Consider the following 17,507-nt stretch of genomic DNA (forward strand, 5'->3'; position numbering starts at 1 on the left):
ATGGCGCCGTCGTCACCAGGCGACTGCCAAACGCTGCCACTACAAGCGACGTACCGCCGGTCACGAACTCCCGCCACATGACGGCCAGTCAGCTCACTACACTCAGAAACAGGCCTCTGACCAGCGGCGATAGCGAACTGCAACTGGAGTATTAGACGGTGTCCTACGTGGTCAGTTTGAGGAGTCGCTTGTAGCAGCAGAGGGCTGCGGCGAGGCCGAGAAAGGCCAGGTAGTTGTGGGAGTGGCGTTCGTAGCGGTGGTTGAGGCGGCGGTAGCCGGTCAGCCAGGACATGGTTCTCTCGATGACCCACCTTCGGCGGCCGAGCCGTTCGCTGGAGTCGATGCCTTTGCGGGCGATGCGGACCCCGATGCGCTTGCCTCGCAGCCATCTGCGCAGGTGAGGGATGTCGTAGGCCTTGTCGGCGTGTAACCGCTGCGGCTTGAAGTGGCGGCCGCGGTGGGGGTCGTGTCTCGTTTGGTGACCCTCGACCATGGGCTTCAGTGCTTCGCTGTCGTGGGTGTTGGCGGCGGAGATGCCGACGACCAAGGGCAGTCCGTTCGCGTCCGACAGGACGTGCATCTTGGAACCCGGCTTACCCCGGTCCACGGGGCTCGGATGAGGCCGGCGTCATCGAGTCGGTGCAGCACCGCCTCATGCAGCCGGCCCCACACCCCGGCCCGCGACCAGATCAGGAACCGGCGGTGTGCGGTCGACTTCGATATCCCGAAACACGGTGGCAGAGCCCGCCAGGCACAACCACTGACCAGCACATAGATGATCGCCGCGAACAGCGTCTCATCAGGCGTGTCCTGCGTTCCGCCGCCCTGTGGCCGCACCCTCGACGGTGGGATCAGCGGCTCGGTGATCTCCCACAGCCCGTCCGGAACAATCCAACTCCACGTACTCCGCCCCATAGACAGCACAACGGGCGATCATCACGTAGGACACCGTCTGAGTACACCGGCTCAGCGCTCTCCGAAAACCGCGAAGCAGGAACCGGGACGCGCAGCAAAGGGGCGAAAGCTCGCCGTGTGTTGAGCACAGCATCTCCGCCGCGACCCTCCACAAGTCCCGCAAGGTAGGACGACGCGGACGGCTACCCAGGACCGCTGACCTGGCGTCTGCTCTTCTCCTGACCCTTGAGTGATTTATTCAGCATCCCTACCATATTCGGGTGGCTTCATTCACCCATGCCAGATGCATACGGCGGCCGTCGCTGGCGGCCGCCGTCCTGCTGGCGGCCGTCGGTCTCACCGTCCCCCCGGTGTCGACAGCGACGGCCGCCCCGGAGCAAGCCCCGAAGGCGTCCCCCCAGGTGTGGCCGACCCCTCGGAGCATGCACACACGTCCCGGTCAACTCCCGGTCCCCGACCGGGTCGTGGAGGTCGTCGGTCCCGGAACCGATCCGTCCGCGCGCCGGGTCGTCGAGGCCGTCCTGCGCGCGGCCGGAGCCAGGAGGATCGACACCGTCGACAAGCCGCCGCAAGGAGCGGCGTTCACCGTCTACCTCGGCGGCCCGGGCGAGAACACCGCCACCGCGACCGCCCTGAAGCGGCTCGGCGCCGCCTCTCCCGCCGGACTGCCCTCCGGCGGTTACGTCCTGGCCTCCGGCCGCAGCGACGGCCGTACCCTCGTCGCCCTGTCCGGCGCCGACCCCACCGGCACCTTCTACGCCGCCCAGACCCTGCGCCAGCTCGTCGTCGACCGTGGCGGATCCCACGACACGCTGCCCGAGGTGACCGTGCGGGACTGGCCCACGGCCGCGCTGCGCGGAGTCGTCGAGGGCTTCTACGGCACCCCCTGGTCGCAGGCCGAGCGGCTCGACCAGCTCGACTTCTACGGCCGTACCAAACAGAACGTCTACGTCTACTCCCCGAAGGACGACGCCTACCTGCGCGCCCGCTGGCGCGACGAGTACCCGCCCGCCGAACTGGCCAAGCTGAAGGAACTCGTCGACCGAGCCGACGCCAACCACGTCCGCTTCACCTACGCCCTGTCACCCGGCCTGTCGGTCTGCTACTCCTCGGAGGCCGACATCAAGGCCCTCACCCGCAAGTTCGACTCGCTGTACGCCATCGGTGTGCGGTCCTTCGCGATCCCGCTGGACGACATCAGCTACACCAAGTGGAACTGCGCCGAGGACCAGAACGAGTTCGGCACGGGCGGCGGCGCGGCCGGGGCGGCCCAGGCGCATCTGCTCAACGAGGTCTGGAAGGACTTCTCGGCCGGCCACACCGGCCTGCAGCCGCTGGAGATGGTCCCCACCGAGTACTCCGACCTCGCCGACTCCCCCTACAAGAAGGCCCTGCGGGAGCAGCTGGATCCGTCCGTCGTCGTTGAGTGGACCGGCGTCGGCGTGATCGCCCCGACCATAACGACCGACCAGGTCAAGCAGGCCCGCGCGGTGTACGGCCATCCGATCCTGGTCTGGGACAACTATCCCGTGAACGACTACGTCACCAGCCGCCTCCTGCTCGGCCCCTACACCGGCCGGGAACCCGGCGTGGCCGAGGCGGCGACCGGCGTGACCGCCAACCCGATGGTCCAGGGCGAGGCGAGCCGTATCGCGCTGTTCACCTCCGCCGCGTACCTCTGGAACCCGGACGCCTACGACCCGCGGGCCGCCTTCCTCGCCTCCGTCCAGGACCTGGCCGGGCCGGCCGCCGCCAAGTGGCTGCGGATCTTCGCCGAGAACAACTACTCCTCGCAGCTCGACGCCACCGAATCACCCACGCTCAGCGCCCTCATCGCCGCCTTCCGCAAGGCCTACGACCAGGGCAGCGGCCTCGACCGCGCCGCCGACGCGCTCAAGGCCTACTTCACGGACATGGCCGCCACACCCGGCGAGCTCCGCGCCCACCTCGACAACCCGGCCTTCCTCGACGAGACCTCGGCCTGGCTCGACAAGCTCGGCCGGTACGGCACCGCCGGACAGACGGCCGTGGACCTGCTGCTGGCCAACAAACGGGGCGACACGGACGCGGTCGCCACGTACTGGAACCGGCTCAGGGCCGAGCGCAAGGAGCTGGACGCGATACCCCAACAGGTCTCGCCCGGCGTGATGGACCAGTTCCTCTACACAACGATGATCCAGAACGCGCCCGACCCCGGCGTGGACGCCTCCTCCTCCCCCGGCTCCCTCAGCCTGAAGCCGGGCGGCTCGGCGACGGTGACCCTCACGCTGTCCGACAAGCGCTCGACCGCCACCAAGACGGTCTCCTGGAAGCTGACCGTGCCCGACGGCGTGAGCGCCTCGCCCGCCGAGGGGACGGTGACCGTCCCGGCCGGGGGCAGCGCTTCCGCGACCGTGACGGTGCGGGCCGAGGAGGGCGCCTCCGCCGGAGTCCGCTCCGTCGTCGTGTCGGGCACGGGCGTCCTCGACCGGGCGATCCCGGTCCAGGTCACCGACGGCACGGGCTCGTCGCGGGCGCTGACGGCGAACTTCAGCGGCGCGTCCGTCAGTTCCATCGATCTCGGATCACGGAAGACCACGAACATCGCCGTGGGCAACAACCCGGGTGAGGTCGTGGTGAGCGCCGACGGCCGCACGGCCTACGCCGCCAACCAGGGCTCCGACACGGTCAGCGTGATCGACGTGGCGCAGGCCCGGGTCACCGCCACGGTCGCCGTGGGCCGCGTCCCCGCCGGGCTCTCGCTCACGCCCGACGGCGGCACGCTCTGGGTCGCCAACTACACGGACGGCACGGTCCAGCCGATCGACACCGTCCGCCTCACGGCAGGTACGCCGATCCCGGTGGGCGACGGGCCCGAGAACATGGCGATCACACCCGACGGCAAGACGCTGTACGTGGCGAACATCCACGACAACACGGTGAGCCCCGTCGACCTCACCACCGGCAAAGCGGGTGCCGCCATCCCCGTGGGACCCAGCCCCTTCAACGTCGTGGCCGCGCCCGACGGGAAGACGGTCTACGTGTCCAACTCCGGCGGCTCGACCGTCACTCCGATCGACACCGCGACCAACGACACCGAGCCGACGTTCCTGGTCTCCGGCCAGGCCTACGGTCTCGCCCTGTCGCCGGACGGCCGGACCCTGTGGGTCAGCCCCAGCAACGGCGACACCGTCACCCCCGTCGACACGGTCACCGGCGCCCCCGGCACCACGGTGAAGGTCGGTAGGTCCGCCTTCGACGTCGCCCTGGACTGGAACGGCGCCACGGCGTACGTCACCACCGCCGACGCGGGTGAGCTGGTACCGGTCGACATCGCGTCCGGCGCCACCGGGTCGCCGCTGACGACCGGCGCCTATCCGCTGGCCGTCGCGCTGACGCCGGTACCGGTGGCGTGACATGAGCGGCCGGGCCCGGCAACGGGCCCGGCCGTGACTTCCGTGCCGGACGAGCTGTGGAAGTTGTTCCAGCGGGTGGTCCCACCCGCTCCATCGCGGCCGCAGGGCGGCGGCCGGCGCCGGTATGGGGATCGCGAGTGCTGGCCGCGATCATCTTCGTGGCCACGACGGGCTGCACCTGGCGGCAGCTGCCGCCGGTCTTCGGCCCCTCGGGGCCGACCGCGCACCGGCGCTTCGCCGAATGGACCGCCGCCCGGGTCTGGGCGAAGCTGCACCGCCTTATCCTCGACGAGCTCGGCTCGCGCGGAGACCTGGACTGGTCGCGCTGCGCGATCGACTCGGTGAACATGCGGGCCCTGAAAGGGTGCCCCTATGGTCTTCGTCAGCTGATGTCACGGCTGGGGCTTGGTAGAAGGTGCCGTCGCGGAGCATGGCGAACAGGACGTCGACCCGTCGTCGGGCAAGCGCGATGACGGCTGCGACGTGGTGCTTTCCTTCCTTGCGCTTCTTGTCGTAGTAGGCGCGGGACTCCGGCTGTTTGAGTGAGGTGAACGCGGCGACGTAGAGAGCGCGTTTGAGTTGCCTGTTGCTGCGCCGGGCGGGGTGCTCGCCGCGGATGGAGGAGCCCGAGGCCCGGGTGACCGGGGCGAGGCCGGCATAGGCCGCCAGGTGCCCGGCGGTAGGAAACGCGGTGCCGTCGCCGACGTCGATGAGGATGCGGGCTGCGGTCCTGACCCCGATGCCGGGCATGGAAGTCAGGACCTGGGAAAGAGGGTGGGCCTCCAGCAGTTCCTCGATCCGCGTGGCCAGGGGCCTTGCGCTGATCGAGGACGGAGGAGAGCGAGGACGCGAGGGTGGGGACGATCAGTGCCGCGGCCTCGGTCCCGGGAACGACGACGGTCTGCTCGTCGAGGGCGGTGAAGATGTCCTCCACCAAATGCTCTGCCATCCGCGGCGCCTTCGGCCGCAGCAGCGTGACCAGACGGCGACGTCCGACCTTGCGGATCTGCGCCGGTGAGCCGAAGCGCTCCAGCAGGGCGAGGACGGCGGGATGGTCCAGTCGTGGGCCCAGGACTTGTTCGAGTGAGGGGTGGATCTGGGTGAGCAGACCGCGCAGGCGGTTCTTGATGCGAGTGGTCTCGGCAGTGAGGTCGTCGTCGAAGCCGACGACCATCTGTAGCTCGGCCGTGGTCTCATCAGCCGGGTCGATGGCGCGGAGCGTGTGCGGCATCGTGCCGGCGGCGTCGGCGATGACGTAGGCGTCCCTCGCGTCGGTCTTGGCCTCGCCCGAATACAGTTCGGCGATCCGGCGCATCGTCAAGCCCGGCAGGTAGGCGACTGACAGCCCATGTCGCGGGCGACCGCCAGCGGCAGGGCCCCTATGGAGGCCGGCTGGTCGACGACGACAAGCACGGTGCCGTGTTTGGCCTGCAGCTTGGCGAACAGCTCGCTCAACTTCGGCTCGGTGTTGGGCAGCGGCTTGTCGAAGGCCTTCTTCCCGGCTGGGGTCAGCGCGGTGGCGTGATGCTCGCCTTTGCCTACGTCCAGACCCAGATAGATGTCGACGGTCTCGTCCTCGTTCACGACCCTGTATCCCGACTCCGAACCGTCCCGGCCTGCCTGCGGCATCAGCGTGCCGGCATCCACGTTATGAAGGGCCTGCCTCACCCAGTGCGGGTTCGGCGCCCATGCCCCTGATCAGCGGTGGGCGGGGTACGTGGAGTTGGATTGTTCCGGACGGGCTGTGGGAGATTGCCGAGCCGCTGATCCCACCGTCGAGGGTGCGGCCACAGGGTGGCGGAACGCAGGACACGCCTGATGAGACGCTGTTCGCGGCGATCATCTATGTGCTGGTCAGTGGTTGTGCCTGGCGGGCTCTGCCACCGTGTTTCGGGATATCGAAGTCGACCGCACACCGCCGGTTCCTGATCTGGTCGCGGGCCGGGGTGTGGGGCCGGCTGCATGAGGCGGTGCTGCACCGACTCGATGACGCCGGCCTCATCGACGTCTCGCGCGTGGTCCTCGACTCCGCTCACGTGCGGGCTAAAAAGAGGGCGAACTCACAGGTCCGAGCCCCGTGGACCGGGGTAAGCCGGGTTCCAAGATGCACGTCCTGTCGGACGCGAACGGACTGCCCTTGGTCGTCGGCATCTCCGCCGCCAACACCCACGACAGCGAAGCACTGGCGCGGGACTTGGCGAAGTCCCGTATCACCTACTGCTGCGGGACGCTGGAGCCCTCTGCCAGCCACGGCGTCATCCGGCGCGCTTCGGTCAGCATGTTGTCGAGCTGAGCCGGACCGCAGGTCAGCTTCTCACCGGTCGCCTTGTTGTGCAGGTGCATGGCCTTGGATTTGGCGACGCATTCGTTCCAGATCCACCTGCAGCGCGCCCACTCCGCTTCGAGGAGCCGGGACGCGCCGGCGGATACGCGAAGACGGTACGTGTACCGGGCGTGCCCGGCCTCGCCGCTCGTCTTCGCGTATCCGCCGTCATGAACACGAACCTACCCGTGAGGTACGACAGTTGAGAGATCTTGATCTTTGTGGCCTGCCTAAGAAGCTGTGTCACAACCTCTTTCCGCTGGTCATAGCGTTATGAAGCGGGGTGGTGACTCTGCTTGCCGTTCGGTTGGGCGTCGATGGGCGGGTATCCGAACGGCAGCGGAGGGCTCAGGCGGTTGTCGCGATGGTGACCGGGGCCGCTTCCGGGCAGCGGTGCGGCCGCCGGGCCAGACGGCGGGACATCAGAGTGATGAACGCCCACTGGATGTGGGCCTCAGCATGGGACATCAGGCGCTCGTAGTCCCTCGCGTTGCGCCGGGCCCGCATCGTCCATGAATTCGACCGTTCGACCACCCATCTCTTGGGCAGTACGACGAAGCCGTCGGCGTCCTTGGGGCGGGCGGCGACCTTGATGGTGATCCCGAGGGCCTCCTGGGCCCAGGCGGTGAACTCCTCGCCTCCATAGGCGTTGTCGGCCCAGACCAGCACGATTTCGGGGTGGGCGACGTGGAGCCGGGTGAGCAGGATGCGGGCCGCTTCGCGTCTTGGACGTCGGCGGGGGTGACGAGCACGTCGACCAGGAGGCCGTCCTGATCAACGATGAGGTGGCGTTTGCGCCCATTGGTGCATTTTGTTCGATATCAAATCCGCACGTCGCCTTCGATACCATTTCCGCGCCCTTGACGGACTGGGTGTCAATGATCACAGTGACCGGCCAGGGACAGCGGTGGCCGCGCAGCCGGATCCGCCGCCGGAGCTGGTCAAGGACGTGCCTGAGCACGCCGGCCTTCGCCCAGCACGCGAAATACCCGAACACGGTGCGCCAGGGGATGCCGAAGTCGGCGGGCAGCGCCCGCCACTTCGCCCCGTTGTCGACGATGTAGCGGATGGCATCGATCACGCGGCGGCGAGGCCACTTCTCCGGGGCCCCGACCGCCGGGTACGCCCGTCATCGGCGCGTGTACCCGGGCTCACGTCATGGGCATGAATTCGGGCAGGGTGAGGGCCGAATGGGCCGGTCGTCCCTCCGCGGCGGGCATGGCGCTGAGATTGCACAGCATGTCGTTGCGCTGCTCCAGGGCCCGAGCGGTGGTCGGGAAGAGTGTGGCATCGCCCTCGCCGGCCTGCTCCTGGTTCACAGTCACAAACTCACGGGTGTTGTGTTCGTAGGCAGCGAAGCCCGCGGCGTGGTCCCGGTCGGCCAGGGAACCGGCGAGCATGTAGGCGCCGACGAGCGCGAGGCTGGAGCCCTGTCCGGTAAGGAACGAGGGCGCGTACGCGGCGTCGCCCAGCAGCGCGACCCTGCCGCTGGACCAGCGGGGCATGCGGATCTGGCTGACCGCGTCGAAGAATACGTCGTCCGCGGCGCGCAGGGCGGCCAGCATGCCGGGGACCTCCCATCCGGCGTCGGCGAAGACCTTCGCGAGCAGGTCCCGTTGGGCTTCCGGGTTCCCGAAGGCGTCGAAGGGCGGTTCCGGCTGGGCGAAATTCAAGAAGGCGTGCACTTCGTCGTCGTCCCCCACGGCGTAGACGGCCGCGGCCCTGCCCGGGGTGTTCCACATCACGGTCTCGTGGGAGAGCCCCAGGGTGTTGCGCATGGTGAACACCGCGAAGCAGTAACCGAGGTACCGGTGGAACTGCTCCTCGGGGCCGAACAGCATCTCCCGGGTGCGTGAGTGCATGCCGTCCGCGCCGAACACCATGTCGAACGTACGGCTGCCGCCACCGCGGAAGGTGACGTCGACCCCGTGGTCGGATTGGTCGAGGGTGTCGATGGAGTCGTTGAACAGGAACTCCACGTCGTCCCGGACCGCCATGTACAGAGCGTCCGTCAGGTCCCCGCGCCGTATCTCCAGGTCCCGTCCCGCGACACCGCCGGTGACGGCGTGCGGGTGGAGCGAGGTCACCTCGCTGCCGTCCCCGTCGAGGAAGGTGAGCCGGCGCAGGTCGATGTGTGCGTCCCGCAGTTGCGGCAGGATCCCCATCTTCTCCACGACGTCGAGTGCGGTGCCGCGCACGTCGATGGGGTAACCGCCGCTGCGGAGTGTGCCTGCCTTCTCCACCACTGTGACCGCGTATCCGTAGCGGTTGAGCCAGAAGGCCAGGGCGGGACCCGCGATGCTGGCCCCGGAGATCAGGACCTTGCCCCTCGGCGTGGTGCGGGTAGCTGTCGGCTGATCGGTGCGGGTCATTCCTTGACTCCTTTGCTCATGGTGCGAGTGACAAGCAGGGCCAGTGCCGTGATGGCGCCGGCTATGAGGAAGCCGGTGACGTAGGCCGATTCGGCCGCGGTGTCCGACCCGGAAGGGGTTCCGGCGGTGAGGAGCGCACCACCGAGCTGCCCGCCCACGGCGTAGCCGAGCACGCGGCTCACCAGGATCAGGCTGGTGGCGATGCCGGTGTCACCCTGGTCGACGGCCGTGGCGGTGCTGGTCATCATCGCCGTGACGCACAGGCCGTTGGCCAGCGCGATCAGCGCCTTGCCGACGACGAGGTGCCAGACCTCGGTGTGCACGGCTGCCAGGGCGAGCAGGGCGACGGCCATCATGACGACCCCGGCGTTGACCACGGCACGCGAGCCGAAACGCCGATCCCCGATCCCGCCGAGCGGCCCGGCCAGCGACGCGGCGATGGCGCCGGGCAGCAGGAAGAAGCCGATCTCGGTGGCACTGGCCCCGAATCCGTACCCGTCGCCGCGCTCGTCGAGCAGCTGCGGAACGAGAAAGACCGCCATCGAGGTACCGAGGCAGATCACGAACGTCAGCACGCACGACTTCCACATCGCGGGCCGTGCCAGCATGCGCAGATCGATCATCGGCGAGGCCGCACGCCGTTCTGCGGACACCCATCCGGTGACGAAGGCGGCCAGAACCACGACGAGGGCGCCGAGCACGAGTGGTTGCGAGCCGACGTCGGGCGCCAGCGCGAGTACGAGCATGAGCGTGATCAGTATCCCGCTCAAGAGCAGCAGGCCGGGCCAGTCGATCCCGGCGTCGTCCGACTGGCCGGGCGGATCGGACGGCATCAGCCTGTTCACGAGCAGGGTGGCCCCGATGACCGCGATCGTCGGCAGCGCGAACATCCAGTGCCGGGAGAGCTCTTCCGCCACCGGCCCGGCCGACAGCATGCCGACCATCCCGCCCCCGACGAACAGTCCGCTGACCACCCCGATGGCCACCTTCGACTCTCCCGCGGGAAGGTGTTTGCGCACCACGATGAACGACAGGGGCAGCGCGCCCACCATCGCCCCCTGCAGTACCTGGCCGAGCAGCAGCACGGACAGGTTCGGCGCCAGGGCGGACACGAGGCCGCCGGCCGACACCACCGCCATCAGCCGGATCAGAACCCGTTTCCCGCCGTAGCGGTCGCCGAACTTGCCTGCCAACGGTGTGACGAGCGCGCCGGTGATGAGGAGCACGATACTGAGCAGCGCCCCTTCGGAGGGACTCATGTCCAGTTCGCGTTCCAGGAGCGGAATCGTCGGTGACACCACCGACTCCAGGGCACCGGTGGACAGTGCCAGTATGCCGAGGGCCCCGACAGCGGCCTTCCCGATGGGGACCGGGGGAGCCAGGGTTGTGGTCATGAGCGTCCTTTCCGTCATGGCCGGGCGAGGAAGGGGGCGGCTGGCCGGCCGTACGCGTTGCGCTGCCGCCTTACGCGGGAGTGCGCGAGCTGCCGCACGCGCAGGCCGTCGATGGTGCAGGCGCGGCACTACTCGTTGTCGCGGACCGCTCGTTGAGGACGTGGGCGGGCGATCCCGTCGTGGCAGACCCGTGCCCCGGCGGCTGCAGCCTGCGCTACGACCGGCGGCGCAGCGCCGCTCGGGCCGGCAGTGTGACCGCGAGCAGCGCCAGGCCGCCGGCGGCGGCCGCGAAGGAGCCGTACAGCAGCGGGGGCACGTACGGCCCCTCACCGGTCATGCCGCGCATCATGGGGATCAGCGTGGCCGCGGCGATCGCGGAGCCGAGGACCAGGCCCACCGCGGAGACCAGCAGGCCCTCCCAGCGGAGCATCGTCAGCACCTGACGCCGGGTGGAGCCGACGAGGCGCAGCGTGTCCAGCTCGCGGCGGCGGTCCAGGACCGTCATCACCAGGGTGTTGACGGCGGCGACGGCGGCGAATCCGCCGAGGACCGCGGCCATGGTGTTGTTGGTCCAGGCGCCCAGCTTCGCGTCGAGGTTCTGCTCGGTGGCGTAGCCGGACGCGTCGGTGACCTTGCCGAGGGCGGTGAGCGACTTCTCCGAGCCGCCCCGTACCAGGAGTGTGCTGTCGAAGCCCGAGGTGACGTGCCCGGCCAGGGACGTCCGGTCCATGGTCACCGTGGCCAGGCCGAGGCCGCGGCCGTAGACCGCGACGATCTCGGGGCGGACCTCGGTGCCGTCGGGAAGGTAGAGCGGGAGCCGGTCGCCGACGCCGGCGTCCGCCGAGGTCGCCAAGGTCTTGTCGATGGCGATACGGCCCTGGCCGAGACGGTCGAGGCTGCCTTCGCGTACGTCCAGGTCCTGCACCTTCGCGAGTTCTGCGCCGGAGCCGGTGACGCCCTGGGTCGCCGCGCCCTGCAGCGACTTGAACTCGCCGGAGCCGACCGGCACCAGCACCTGTGTGTTCAGCAGGCCGACGGCTGCCTCCACACCCGGCGCACGAGCGGCGTGGGCCGCCGCCTCCACCGGGAGCCCGGCCGGGTCCGTCACCACATGGTCCGCGGTGATGCCCGCGCGCAGCTGCTTGTCGGCGGCGTGAGTCTCGCTCGTGTGCATGAACACGAGGGTCGAGGAGAAGGCCACGGCGAGCACGATCGGGGTGATCGCGGAGGCGAGGCGCCGGGCGTTGGTACGGGAGTTGGCGGCCGCGAGCTGGGCGGTCGGGCCCGCGCCGTGCAGCGGGAGGCCGAACAGGCCTGCGCACAGCCGCGCCACCAGCGGGCCGAGCAGGCCGACGGCGAGCATGAAGCACATGACGACGCCGAGGGCGGCACCGGCCGCGTCATCCCCTGTGGAACTGGCGGAGAGACCGGTGAGGAGCGAACCGCCGACGAGGGCGCCGATGCCCAGCACCGTACGGATGACGCCGGGCCGCAGTCGCTCCACCGACGCCTCCGACAGCGCCTGGCCCGGCTTGATCTTCGCGGGCCGACGCCCGGCCATCCAGCCGGCGCCGAGCGCGGTGAGCAACCCCATGCCGACCGCGGCGAGCAGCGGAAATCCGGAGACGTGCAGGTCCACTGCGCGCGGAACGGCGCCGCGGTCCTGCAACTGCCCGAACCACCAGTGCGCGAGCCCGATGCCGGGCAGGCAGCCGACGATCCCGGCGAGCGGCGCGACGAGCAGTGCTTCGGAAGCGACCGCGCGGCGGATCTGCCGCGGGGTGGCGCCGACGGCGCGCAGCAGCGCGAACTCGCGGGCGCGCTGACCGACCGAGAGCGCGACGGTTCCGGCGGCGGTGAAGACCGCGACGATGGCGGCGATGCCGCCGAAGGAGCCGCCGATCCCGAAGAGCGTCTCCTTGGCGTAGCCAAGGCCCGGGTCCTCGACGGCACCGCGGTCGTCGCCGGTGTGCACCTGGGCTCCGGAGCCGGCCAGGGCCTTCTTCACGGAGTCGGCGAGGGCGTCGGCATCGGTGCCGTGCTTCGCCAGCACGGCGATGGCGTCGGCCTGGCCCGGGTGCCCGGCGAGCGTGGGGGCCTGGGCGTCGGCGAACCAGGCCAGGGCGCCGTCGGCGCCGGTGTCCCGGGCGGTGTCCTCGGATCCGGCCTTGGCGACGCCGGCCACGCGGAAGTCCTGCTGCCCGGCGGCGGTCTGCAGCACGACGGTGTCGCCGACGGCGGCCTTCGCGGCGCGGGCCGTACCCGCGTCGAGCACGACTTCGCCCTGGCGGGGCGCGGAGCCGGTGGTCAGCGCGGTGCCGGTGAAGGTGTGCGAGCCCCATCCGTGTGCGGTGAGCACACCGCCCGGAACGGGCAGTTCACGGGCGCCGGAGCCCGCCTCTGCGTCGGCTGTGCGCACCGGGAAGGTGAAGTCGGGGACGGCGGTGGCCGCGCCCGGCGCCTTGGCGGCCTTCGCCGCCAGCCCGACGTCCAGCCGCGCGGTGTCCGGCAGCGGGACCGCCTCCTTCTCGCGGTCCTCGCCGCTGCCCGTGACGACGTACTCGTACTGGTCCGCCGCCGCGACGGCAGGCGCCTTCGCGTACCGTTCCGGCGGCACCGACGCGCGCAGGCTGGTCTCGAGCAGGATCCCGCATGCCGAGACGATCAGTGCGGACATCAGCAGCGCGAGGAAGGTCCCCGCGAAGGACGCGGGCTTGAAGCGGACGGCCTCACGGGCGAGTCCGTTGGGGCGCCTCATGCCGCCGCACCCGCCATCACGCCCGCGCGGGAGCCACGGGAGGTGAGCACGGCCATCCGCGCCGCGATCTGCTCCGCCGAACCACGCTCGAGGTGGTCGGCGAAGGCGCCGTCGGCGAGGAACAGCACGCGGTCGCCCCAGGCGGCCGCGGCCGGGTCGTGGGTGACCATGACGACGGTGGCGCCGAGGCTGTCCACTGCGTGCCGGAGCAGGCCGAGTACCTCGGCGGCGGTGCCGGTGTCGAGGGCGCCGGTGGGCTCGTCCGCGAACACCACGTCGGGGGTGGTGACCAGGGCGCGGGCGACGGCCACGCGCTGCTGCTGGCCGCCGGAGAGCTCGCCGGGCCGGCGCCGCGCCTTGTCGGCGAGCCCGACCTGCGCGAGCACCGCGGCCGCCCGGCCGCGGTCCTGACGCTGCCCGGCGAGGCGCATGGGCAGCAGGACGTTCTGCTCCACGGTCAGCGACGGCAGCAGGTTGAACGCCTGGAAGACGAAGCCGAGGCGGCTGCGGCGGAGCTCGGTGAGCTCGTTCTCGCTCATGCCGGTGATCTCCGTACCACCGAGGCGCACCGATCCCGCCGACGGCCGGTCGAGCCCGGCGGCACACTGCAGGAAGGTGGACTTGCCGGACCCTGACGGGCCCATGACGGCAGTGAACGTGCCGCGCGGGAGGGCGAGGTCGATGCCCGCGAGCGCGTGCACGGTGGCCGCGCCGCGGCCGTAATGCCGCCGGACCCCGCGCAGCTCGACGGCGAGACCGGGCGTGGCGGCCGGGGCCTCGGGGCGGCCGTCCGCCTCCGGCCCGTTGGATGCCTCCGACCGGTCGTACACCTCCGGCCGGTTGCCCGCCTTCTGCCGCTTGCCCCTGCGTAGCCTCATGGTCCCGTCTCCCTCATACGTGCATTTCTGTGACGGGGTGAAGAGTGCGGGGCCGGCTGCGCGCCGGGCGTCATACCCGGGAGCCAATGTGGAGGTGCTACCGCGGTAGGGGGTGAAGGCCCCTCCGCCGCCGATGGCGACGTGCTCGCGGTTCCGCGGCTGTCCTATTCGCCCGGGGCCACCAGTCCCGATTCGTACGCGAAGACCACCGCCTGGGCGCGGTCGCGCAGGTCGAGCTTGGTGAGGATGCGGCTCACGTGCGTCTTCACCGTCTGCTCGGCCAGCACCAGGGTCTGGGCGATCTCCGCGTTGGACCGGCCGCGGGCCACCAGGGTGAGGACTTCGGTCTCGCGTTCCGTCAGGGCCTTGAGCCGCAGCGTCGGCTTGCCCCGGGCGGCGGGCCGTTGCCGGGCGAAGTCCGCGATCAGGCGGCGCGTCACGGAAGGGGCGAGCAGCGCGTCGCCCGAGGCCACGACCCGTACCGCCGCGATGAGGTCGGCCGGCGGCGCGTCCTTCAGCAGGAAGCCGCTCGCGCCCGCCCGCAGCGCCTCGTAGACGTAGTCGTCGACGTCGAACGTGGTGAGCATCAGAACACGCGGCCGGTGCGTCACGCCCGGCGGGGGCGCGAGGAGACGGCGCGCGGCCTCCAGGCCGTCCATCTCGGGCATCCGCACGTCCATCAGCACGACGTCGGGATGGGTGCGTCGGCTCAGCTCGACGCCCTGGGCACCGTCGGGGGCCTCGCCCACCACGTCGATGTCGCTCTGGGCGGCCAGCAGCGCGGCGAAGCCGGCCCGCACCATGGCCTGGTCGTCGACGATGATGACGCGCGTCGTCACGTGAAGTCCTTTTCAGTCAGGGGAAGTTGGGCGGCGACCCGGAACCCGCCGTCCGGCAGCGGCCCCACGTCGAGGGTGCCGCCGACGAGCCGCACCCGCTCGCGCATGCCGACGAGGCCGTGCCCGGTGCCGCCCACCTCCAGCGGCCCGGCGGGCAGCTCCGGCGGCGGGTCGTTGATGACCAGGACGGTGAGTCGATCCCCGTCCTCCGACACCGACAGCGACACGTGCGTCGGGGCACCCGGCGCGTGCCGCACGACGTTCGCGAGGGCCTCCTGGACGATCCGGTACGCCGAGAGACCCACCGCCTCGGGCACCTCGGCGTCGCAGGGGGTGAACTCCACCGTCCCGCCGGCCCTCGCCGTCGCTTCCACCAGCTGCCCGATCTGCGTCAGGCCCGGCTGGGGCACGAGCTCGCCGTGCGCCTCCTCGTTCCGCAGCACACCGAGGAGCCGTCGCATCTCGCCGAGCGACTCCCGCGCGGTCGCCGCGATGGACGTGAACTCCTCCCGCACGTCCGGCGGCATCCTGTCGAGGCGGTACTCCGCGGTGTCCGCCTGCACCGTGATGACGGACATGTGGTGCGCCACCACGTCGTGCAGCTCGCGCGCAATGCGGGCGCGTTCCTCCAGCAGCGTCCGCCGGCCGCGCTCGGCCTCGCTGATCGTCTCCTGCTCGACCAGCCTGCGCTGCACCTCGTTCCGCTCGCGCAGCGCACCGCCCAGCAGGAGCGCGACGCCCCCGAGGATGGTGAGCAGCAGGTCCTTGGCGCTGGAGCCGTGGGGCGCGACGAACCCCAGGCCGACGTTCGCGCCCGCCGTCGCCAGCCACACCAGCAGCAGCGTCCGGCGCCGCTCGCGTAGGCCCAGGGCGAGGCAGAGGCCGACGTACCCGACGATCTCCATGGGCGGGAACGGCCACAGGAGCCGCTCTTCGAAGTCGACGGTGAGCAGGGCGAGCGCCCCGGCCACGTCCGCGGCGAAGATCACGTACCAGGCCTGCAGCGGGCGTACGACGGCGAGCAGCAGCGGCGCCGTCTGCGCGACGGCCAGCGCGCTCGCGAGGCCGCCGTTCAGGCCGTAGTCGGCGGTGAGGACCTGGATGGTGGTGGGCAGCAGGGCGACGCACAGCACGAACGCCACGCCCCACGGCAGCAGCCGCACCCACCGCCGCGAAGCCCCCGCGAGCAGCGCGCGCGGGCGTTCCTCCTCCACTGAGGTCACGGGCACCAGCCTATCTGCCCCGTGTGCGGCGCGACGGCGTCCGGAGAGCCGCACGGCGTCGGCTCCTCAGATGTCGGCACGCAGCGGTTCTCCCACTTCGTGCATGTGCCGCAGGGCCTGCCGGTAGGTGTCGACGAGGCCGGTCTCCGCGTAGGGGATGCCGACGTCGCGGCAGTGGGCCTTCACCGCAGACTGGGCGAGCCTCAGGTGCGGGCGGGGCATGCTGGGGAACAGGTGGTGCTCGATCTGGTAGTTGAGGCCCCCGAGGAACCAGTCGGTGAAGAAGCCGCCCCTGACGTTGCGGGACGTGAGGACCTGACGCCGCAGGTGTCCCCACTTCTCGCCGTCGGGGTCGGGCATGTCCATCCCCTTGTGGTTGGGCGCGAAGGCCATGCCCAGGTGCAGCCCGAACAGGGCCTGGTGGAGCGCGGCGAAGGCGAGGGCGTGCGCGAGCGGCATGGTCGTCAGGAGCAGGGTGACGTACCCGGCGATGTGGGCGATAAGGAGCGCGCCCTCCACCAGGCGCTCGCGGCCGGTCTGGCGGCGCAGGTCCTGGAAGCCGTAGAGCTTCAGGGCGAGGCCTTCGAGGAGGGTGAGGGGGAAGAAGAGCCATGCCTGGTGGCGGGTGAGCCAGCCGCGGAAGCCCACGCGCTGGGCGGCCTGCTTGCTGGTGAAGACGAGGACGTCGGCGGCGACGTCAGGGTCCTTGTCGATGTGATTTGGGTTGGCGTGATGGCGGTTGTGCTTGTCGTTCCACCACGCGTAGCTCATGCCGAGCAGCAGGTTGCCGTGGATGAGCCCGATGCGGCGGTTCGTGACGCGGTTGCCGCTGATCTGGGCATGGCCTGCGTCGTGGCCGATGAACGCCGTGCGGGCGCACAGGACGGCGAGGACGGGCGCGAGCGCGAGCACCCACCACGAGTCGCCGACGAGCGCCATGCCGGTGACGACGGCGGCCAGACCGAGCGCGTTGGTCGCTATCGTGCGCGCGTACCAGCCGGTGCGCCGTTCGAGTAGATCCTGTCCCTTGACGTTGCGCAGCAGGGGCGTGAACTCGCTGCCCGTGTCCGGTGGGGATTGCCTCGCGGGTGCCTTCTCGGGGTGCGGCAGAGCAGTTTCGCCGGCCAAGGACATGGTTGTACTCCGGTGTTCGGTGGATGGTGGATGGTGTTGATGCGGTGTGCGGCTTATCAGCCCAGCCCGAAACAACGTACGGATCCAGGGTGTTGGCGGGCCATGGGGCCATCACCCGGCCGATCGGGGGGGGATCCCTCACGTTGAAGGGAGGGTTATCCGCACGCGGCGCGGCGCAGAGTGTCGTGGTGCACGGTTTCGTTTGGCTCTCCGAGGTGCTTCGTGCCATCGGTGACGAAGCGGCGGGACGTGCTGGCCGCGGCCTGTGAACGGAGC

Annotated in this window: 9 protein-coding genes and 6 pseudogenes; 3 read left to right on the forward strand and 12 right to left on the reverse strand. The window is 70.5% G+C overall.

The genetic code is table 11. The features are described 5' to 3' along the window. Positions 1-163: 163 nt before the first annotated feature. A pseudogene (locus tag STSP_RS38520) lies at positions 164-915 on the reverse strand (IS5 family transposase). Between the two features lie 350 nt (positions 916-1,265). On the opposite strand from STSP_RS38520, the gene STSP_RS18650 reads away from it, so the two are divergent. Together STSP_RS18650 and STSP_RS37245 are read left to right on the forward strand one after the other, a co-directional pair. Beyond that, complete coding sequence (locus STSP_RS18650) at positions 1,266-4,310, forward strand: beta-N-acetylglucosaminidase domain-containing protein (RefSeq protein WP_456300507.1); 3,045 nt, start codon at positions 1,266-1,268, stop codon at positions 4,308-4,310. A gap of 33 nt (positions 4,311-4,343) precedes the next feature. Further along, positions 4,344-4,675: pseudogene (locus STSP_RS37245) on the forward strand (transposase); the annotation flags it as partial. A 37-nt stretch (positions 4,676-4,712) separates the two neighbouring features. On the opposite strand, the pseudogene STSP_RS18655 reads toward STSP_RS37245, so the two are convergent. Further along, positions 4,713-5,939, reverse strand: a pseudogene (locus STSP_RS18655) (IS110 family RNA-guided transposase); the annotation flags it as partial. Between the two features lie 59 nt (positions 5,940-5,998). On the opposite strand from STSP_RS18655, the pseudogene STSP_RS37250 reads away from it, so the two are divergent. Beyond that, a pseudogene (locus tag STSP_RS37250) lies at positions 5,999-6,495 on the forward strand (IS5 family transposase); the annotation flags it as partial. A gap of 32 nt (positions 6,496-6,527) precedes the next feature. Here STSP_RS37250 and STSP_RS37255 read toward each other — a convergent pair. From STSP_RS37255 to STSP_RS18700, 10 genes and pseudogenes are all read right to left on the reverse strand, one after another. Then, positions 6,528-6,782, reverse strand: a pseudogene (locus STSP_RS37255) (RNA-guided endonuclease TnpB family protein); the annotation flags it as partial. 199 nt (positions 6,783-6,981) lie between these two features. After that, positions 6,982-7,341, reverse strand: a complete 360-nt coding sequence (locus STSP_RS18660) for a transposase (RefSeq protein ID WP_107441339.1) — start codon at positions 7,339-7,341, stop codon at positions 6,982-6,984. A gap of 298 nt (positions 7,342-7,639) precedes the next feature. Further along, positions 7,640-7,714 (reverse strand): annotated as a pseudogene (locus tag STSP_RS41240) (hypothetical protein); the annotation flags it as partial. A 70-nt stretch (positions 7,715-7,784) separates the two neighbouring features. Then, a complete protein-coding gene (locus tag STSP_RS18670; protein WP_067279230.1) occupies positions 7,785-9,005 on the reverse strand; it encodes an FAD-dependent monooxygenase in 1,221 nt (406 codons plus the stop codon). Then, a complete protein-coding gene (locus tag STSP_RS18675; protein WP_067279231.1) occupies positions 9,002-10,399 on the reverse strand; it encodes an MFS transporter in 1,398 nt (465 codons plus the stop codon). The genes STSP_RS18670 and STSP_RS18675 overlap by 4 nt, the downstream gene beginning before the upstream one ends. A 214-nt stretch (positions 10,400-10,613) precedes the next feature. Continuing rightward, on the reverse strand, positions 10,614-13,157 hold the full coding sequence (locus tag STSP_RS18680) for an ABC transporter permease (RefSeq protein WP_067279233.1): 2,544 nt from the start codon (positions 13,155-13,157) through the stop codon (positions 10,614-10,616). Further along, on the reverse strand, positions 13,154-14,035 hold the full coding sequence (locus STSP_RS18685; protein ID WP_067279236.1) for an ABC transporter ATP-binding protein: 882 nt from the start codon (positions 14,033-14,035) through the stop codon (positions 13,154-13,156). Before STSP_RS18685 ends, STSP_RS18680 begins: the two co-directional genes overlap by 4 nt. 164 nt (positions 14,036-14,199) lie before the next feature. Continuing rightward, positions 14,200-14,874 (reverse strand): response regulator, encoded by a 675-nt coding sequence (locus STSP_RS18690; protein ID WP_067279239.1) that lies wholly within the window; start codon positions 14,872-14,874, stop codon positions 14,200-14,202. Next, positions 14,871-16,097, reverse strand: a complete 1,227-nt coding sequence (locus tag STSP_RS18695) for a sensor histidine kinase (protein ID WP_078067309.1) — start codon at positions 16,095-16,097, stop codon at positions 14,871-14,873. Before STSP_RS18695 ends, STSP_RS18690 begins: the two co-directional genes overlap by 4 nt. A gap of 66 nt (positions 16,098-16,163) precedes the next feature. Continuing rightward, positions 16,164-17,231: a fatty acid desaturase family protein gene (locus tag STSP_RS18700; RefSeq protein WP_232789701.1), complete on the reverse strand. Its 1,068-nt coding sequence runs from the start codon at positions 17,229-17,231 to the stop codon at positions 16,164-16,166. Positions 17,232-17,507: the final 276 nt, after the last annotated feature.

The sequence above is a fragment of the Streptomyces jeddahensis genome (assembly GCF_001642995.1).
GTDB lineage: Bacteria > Actinomycetota > Actinomycetes > Streptomycetales > Streptomycetaceae > Streptomyces > Streptomyces jeddahensis.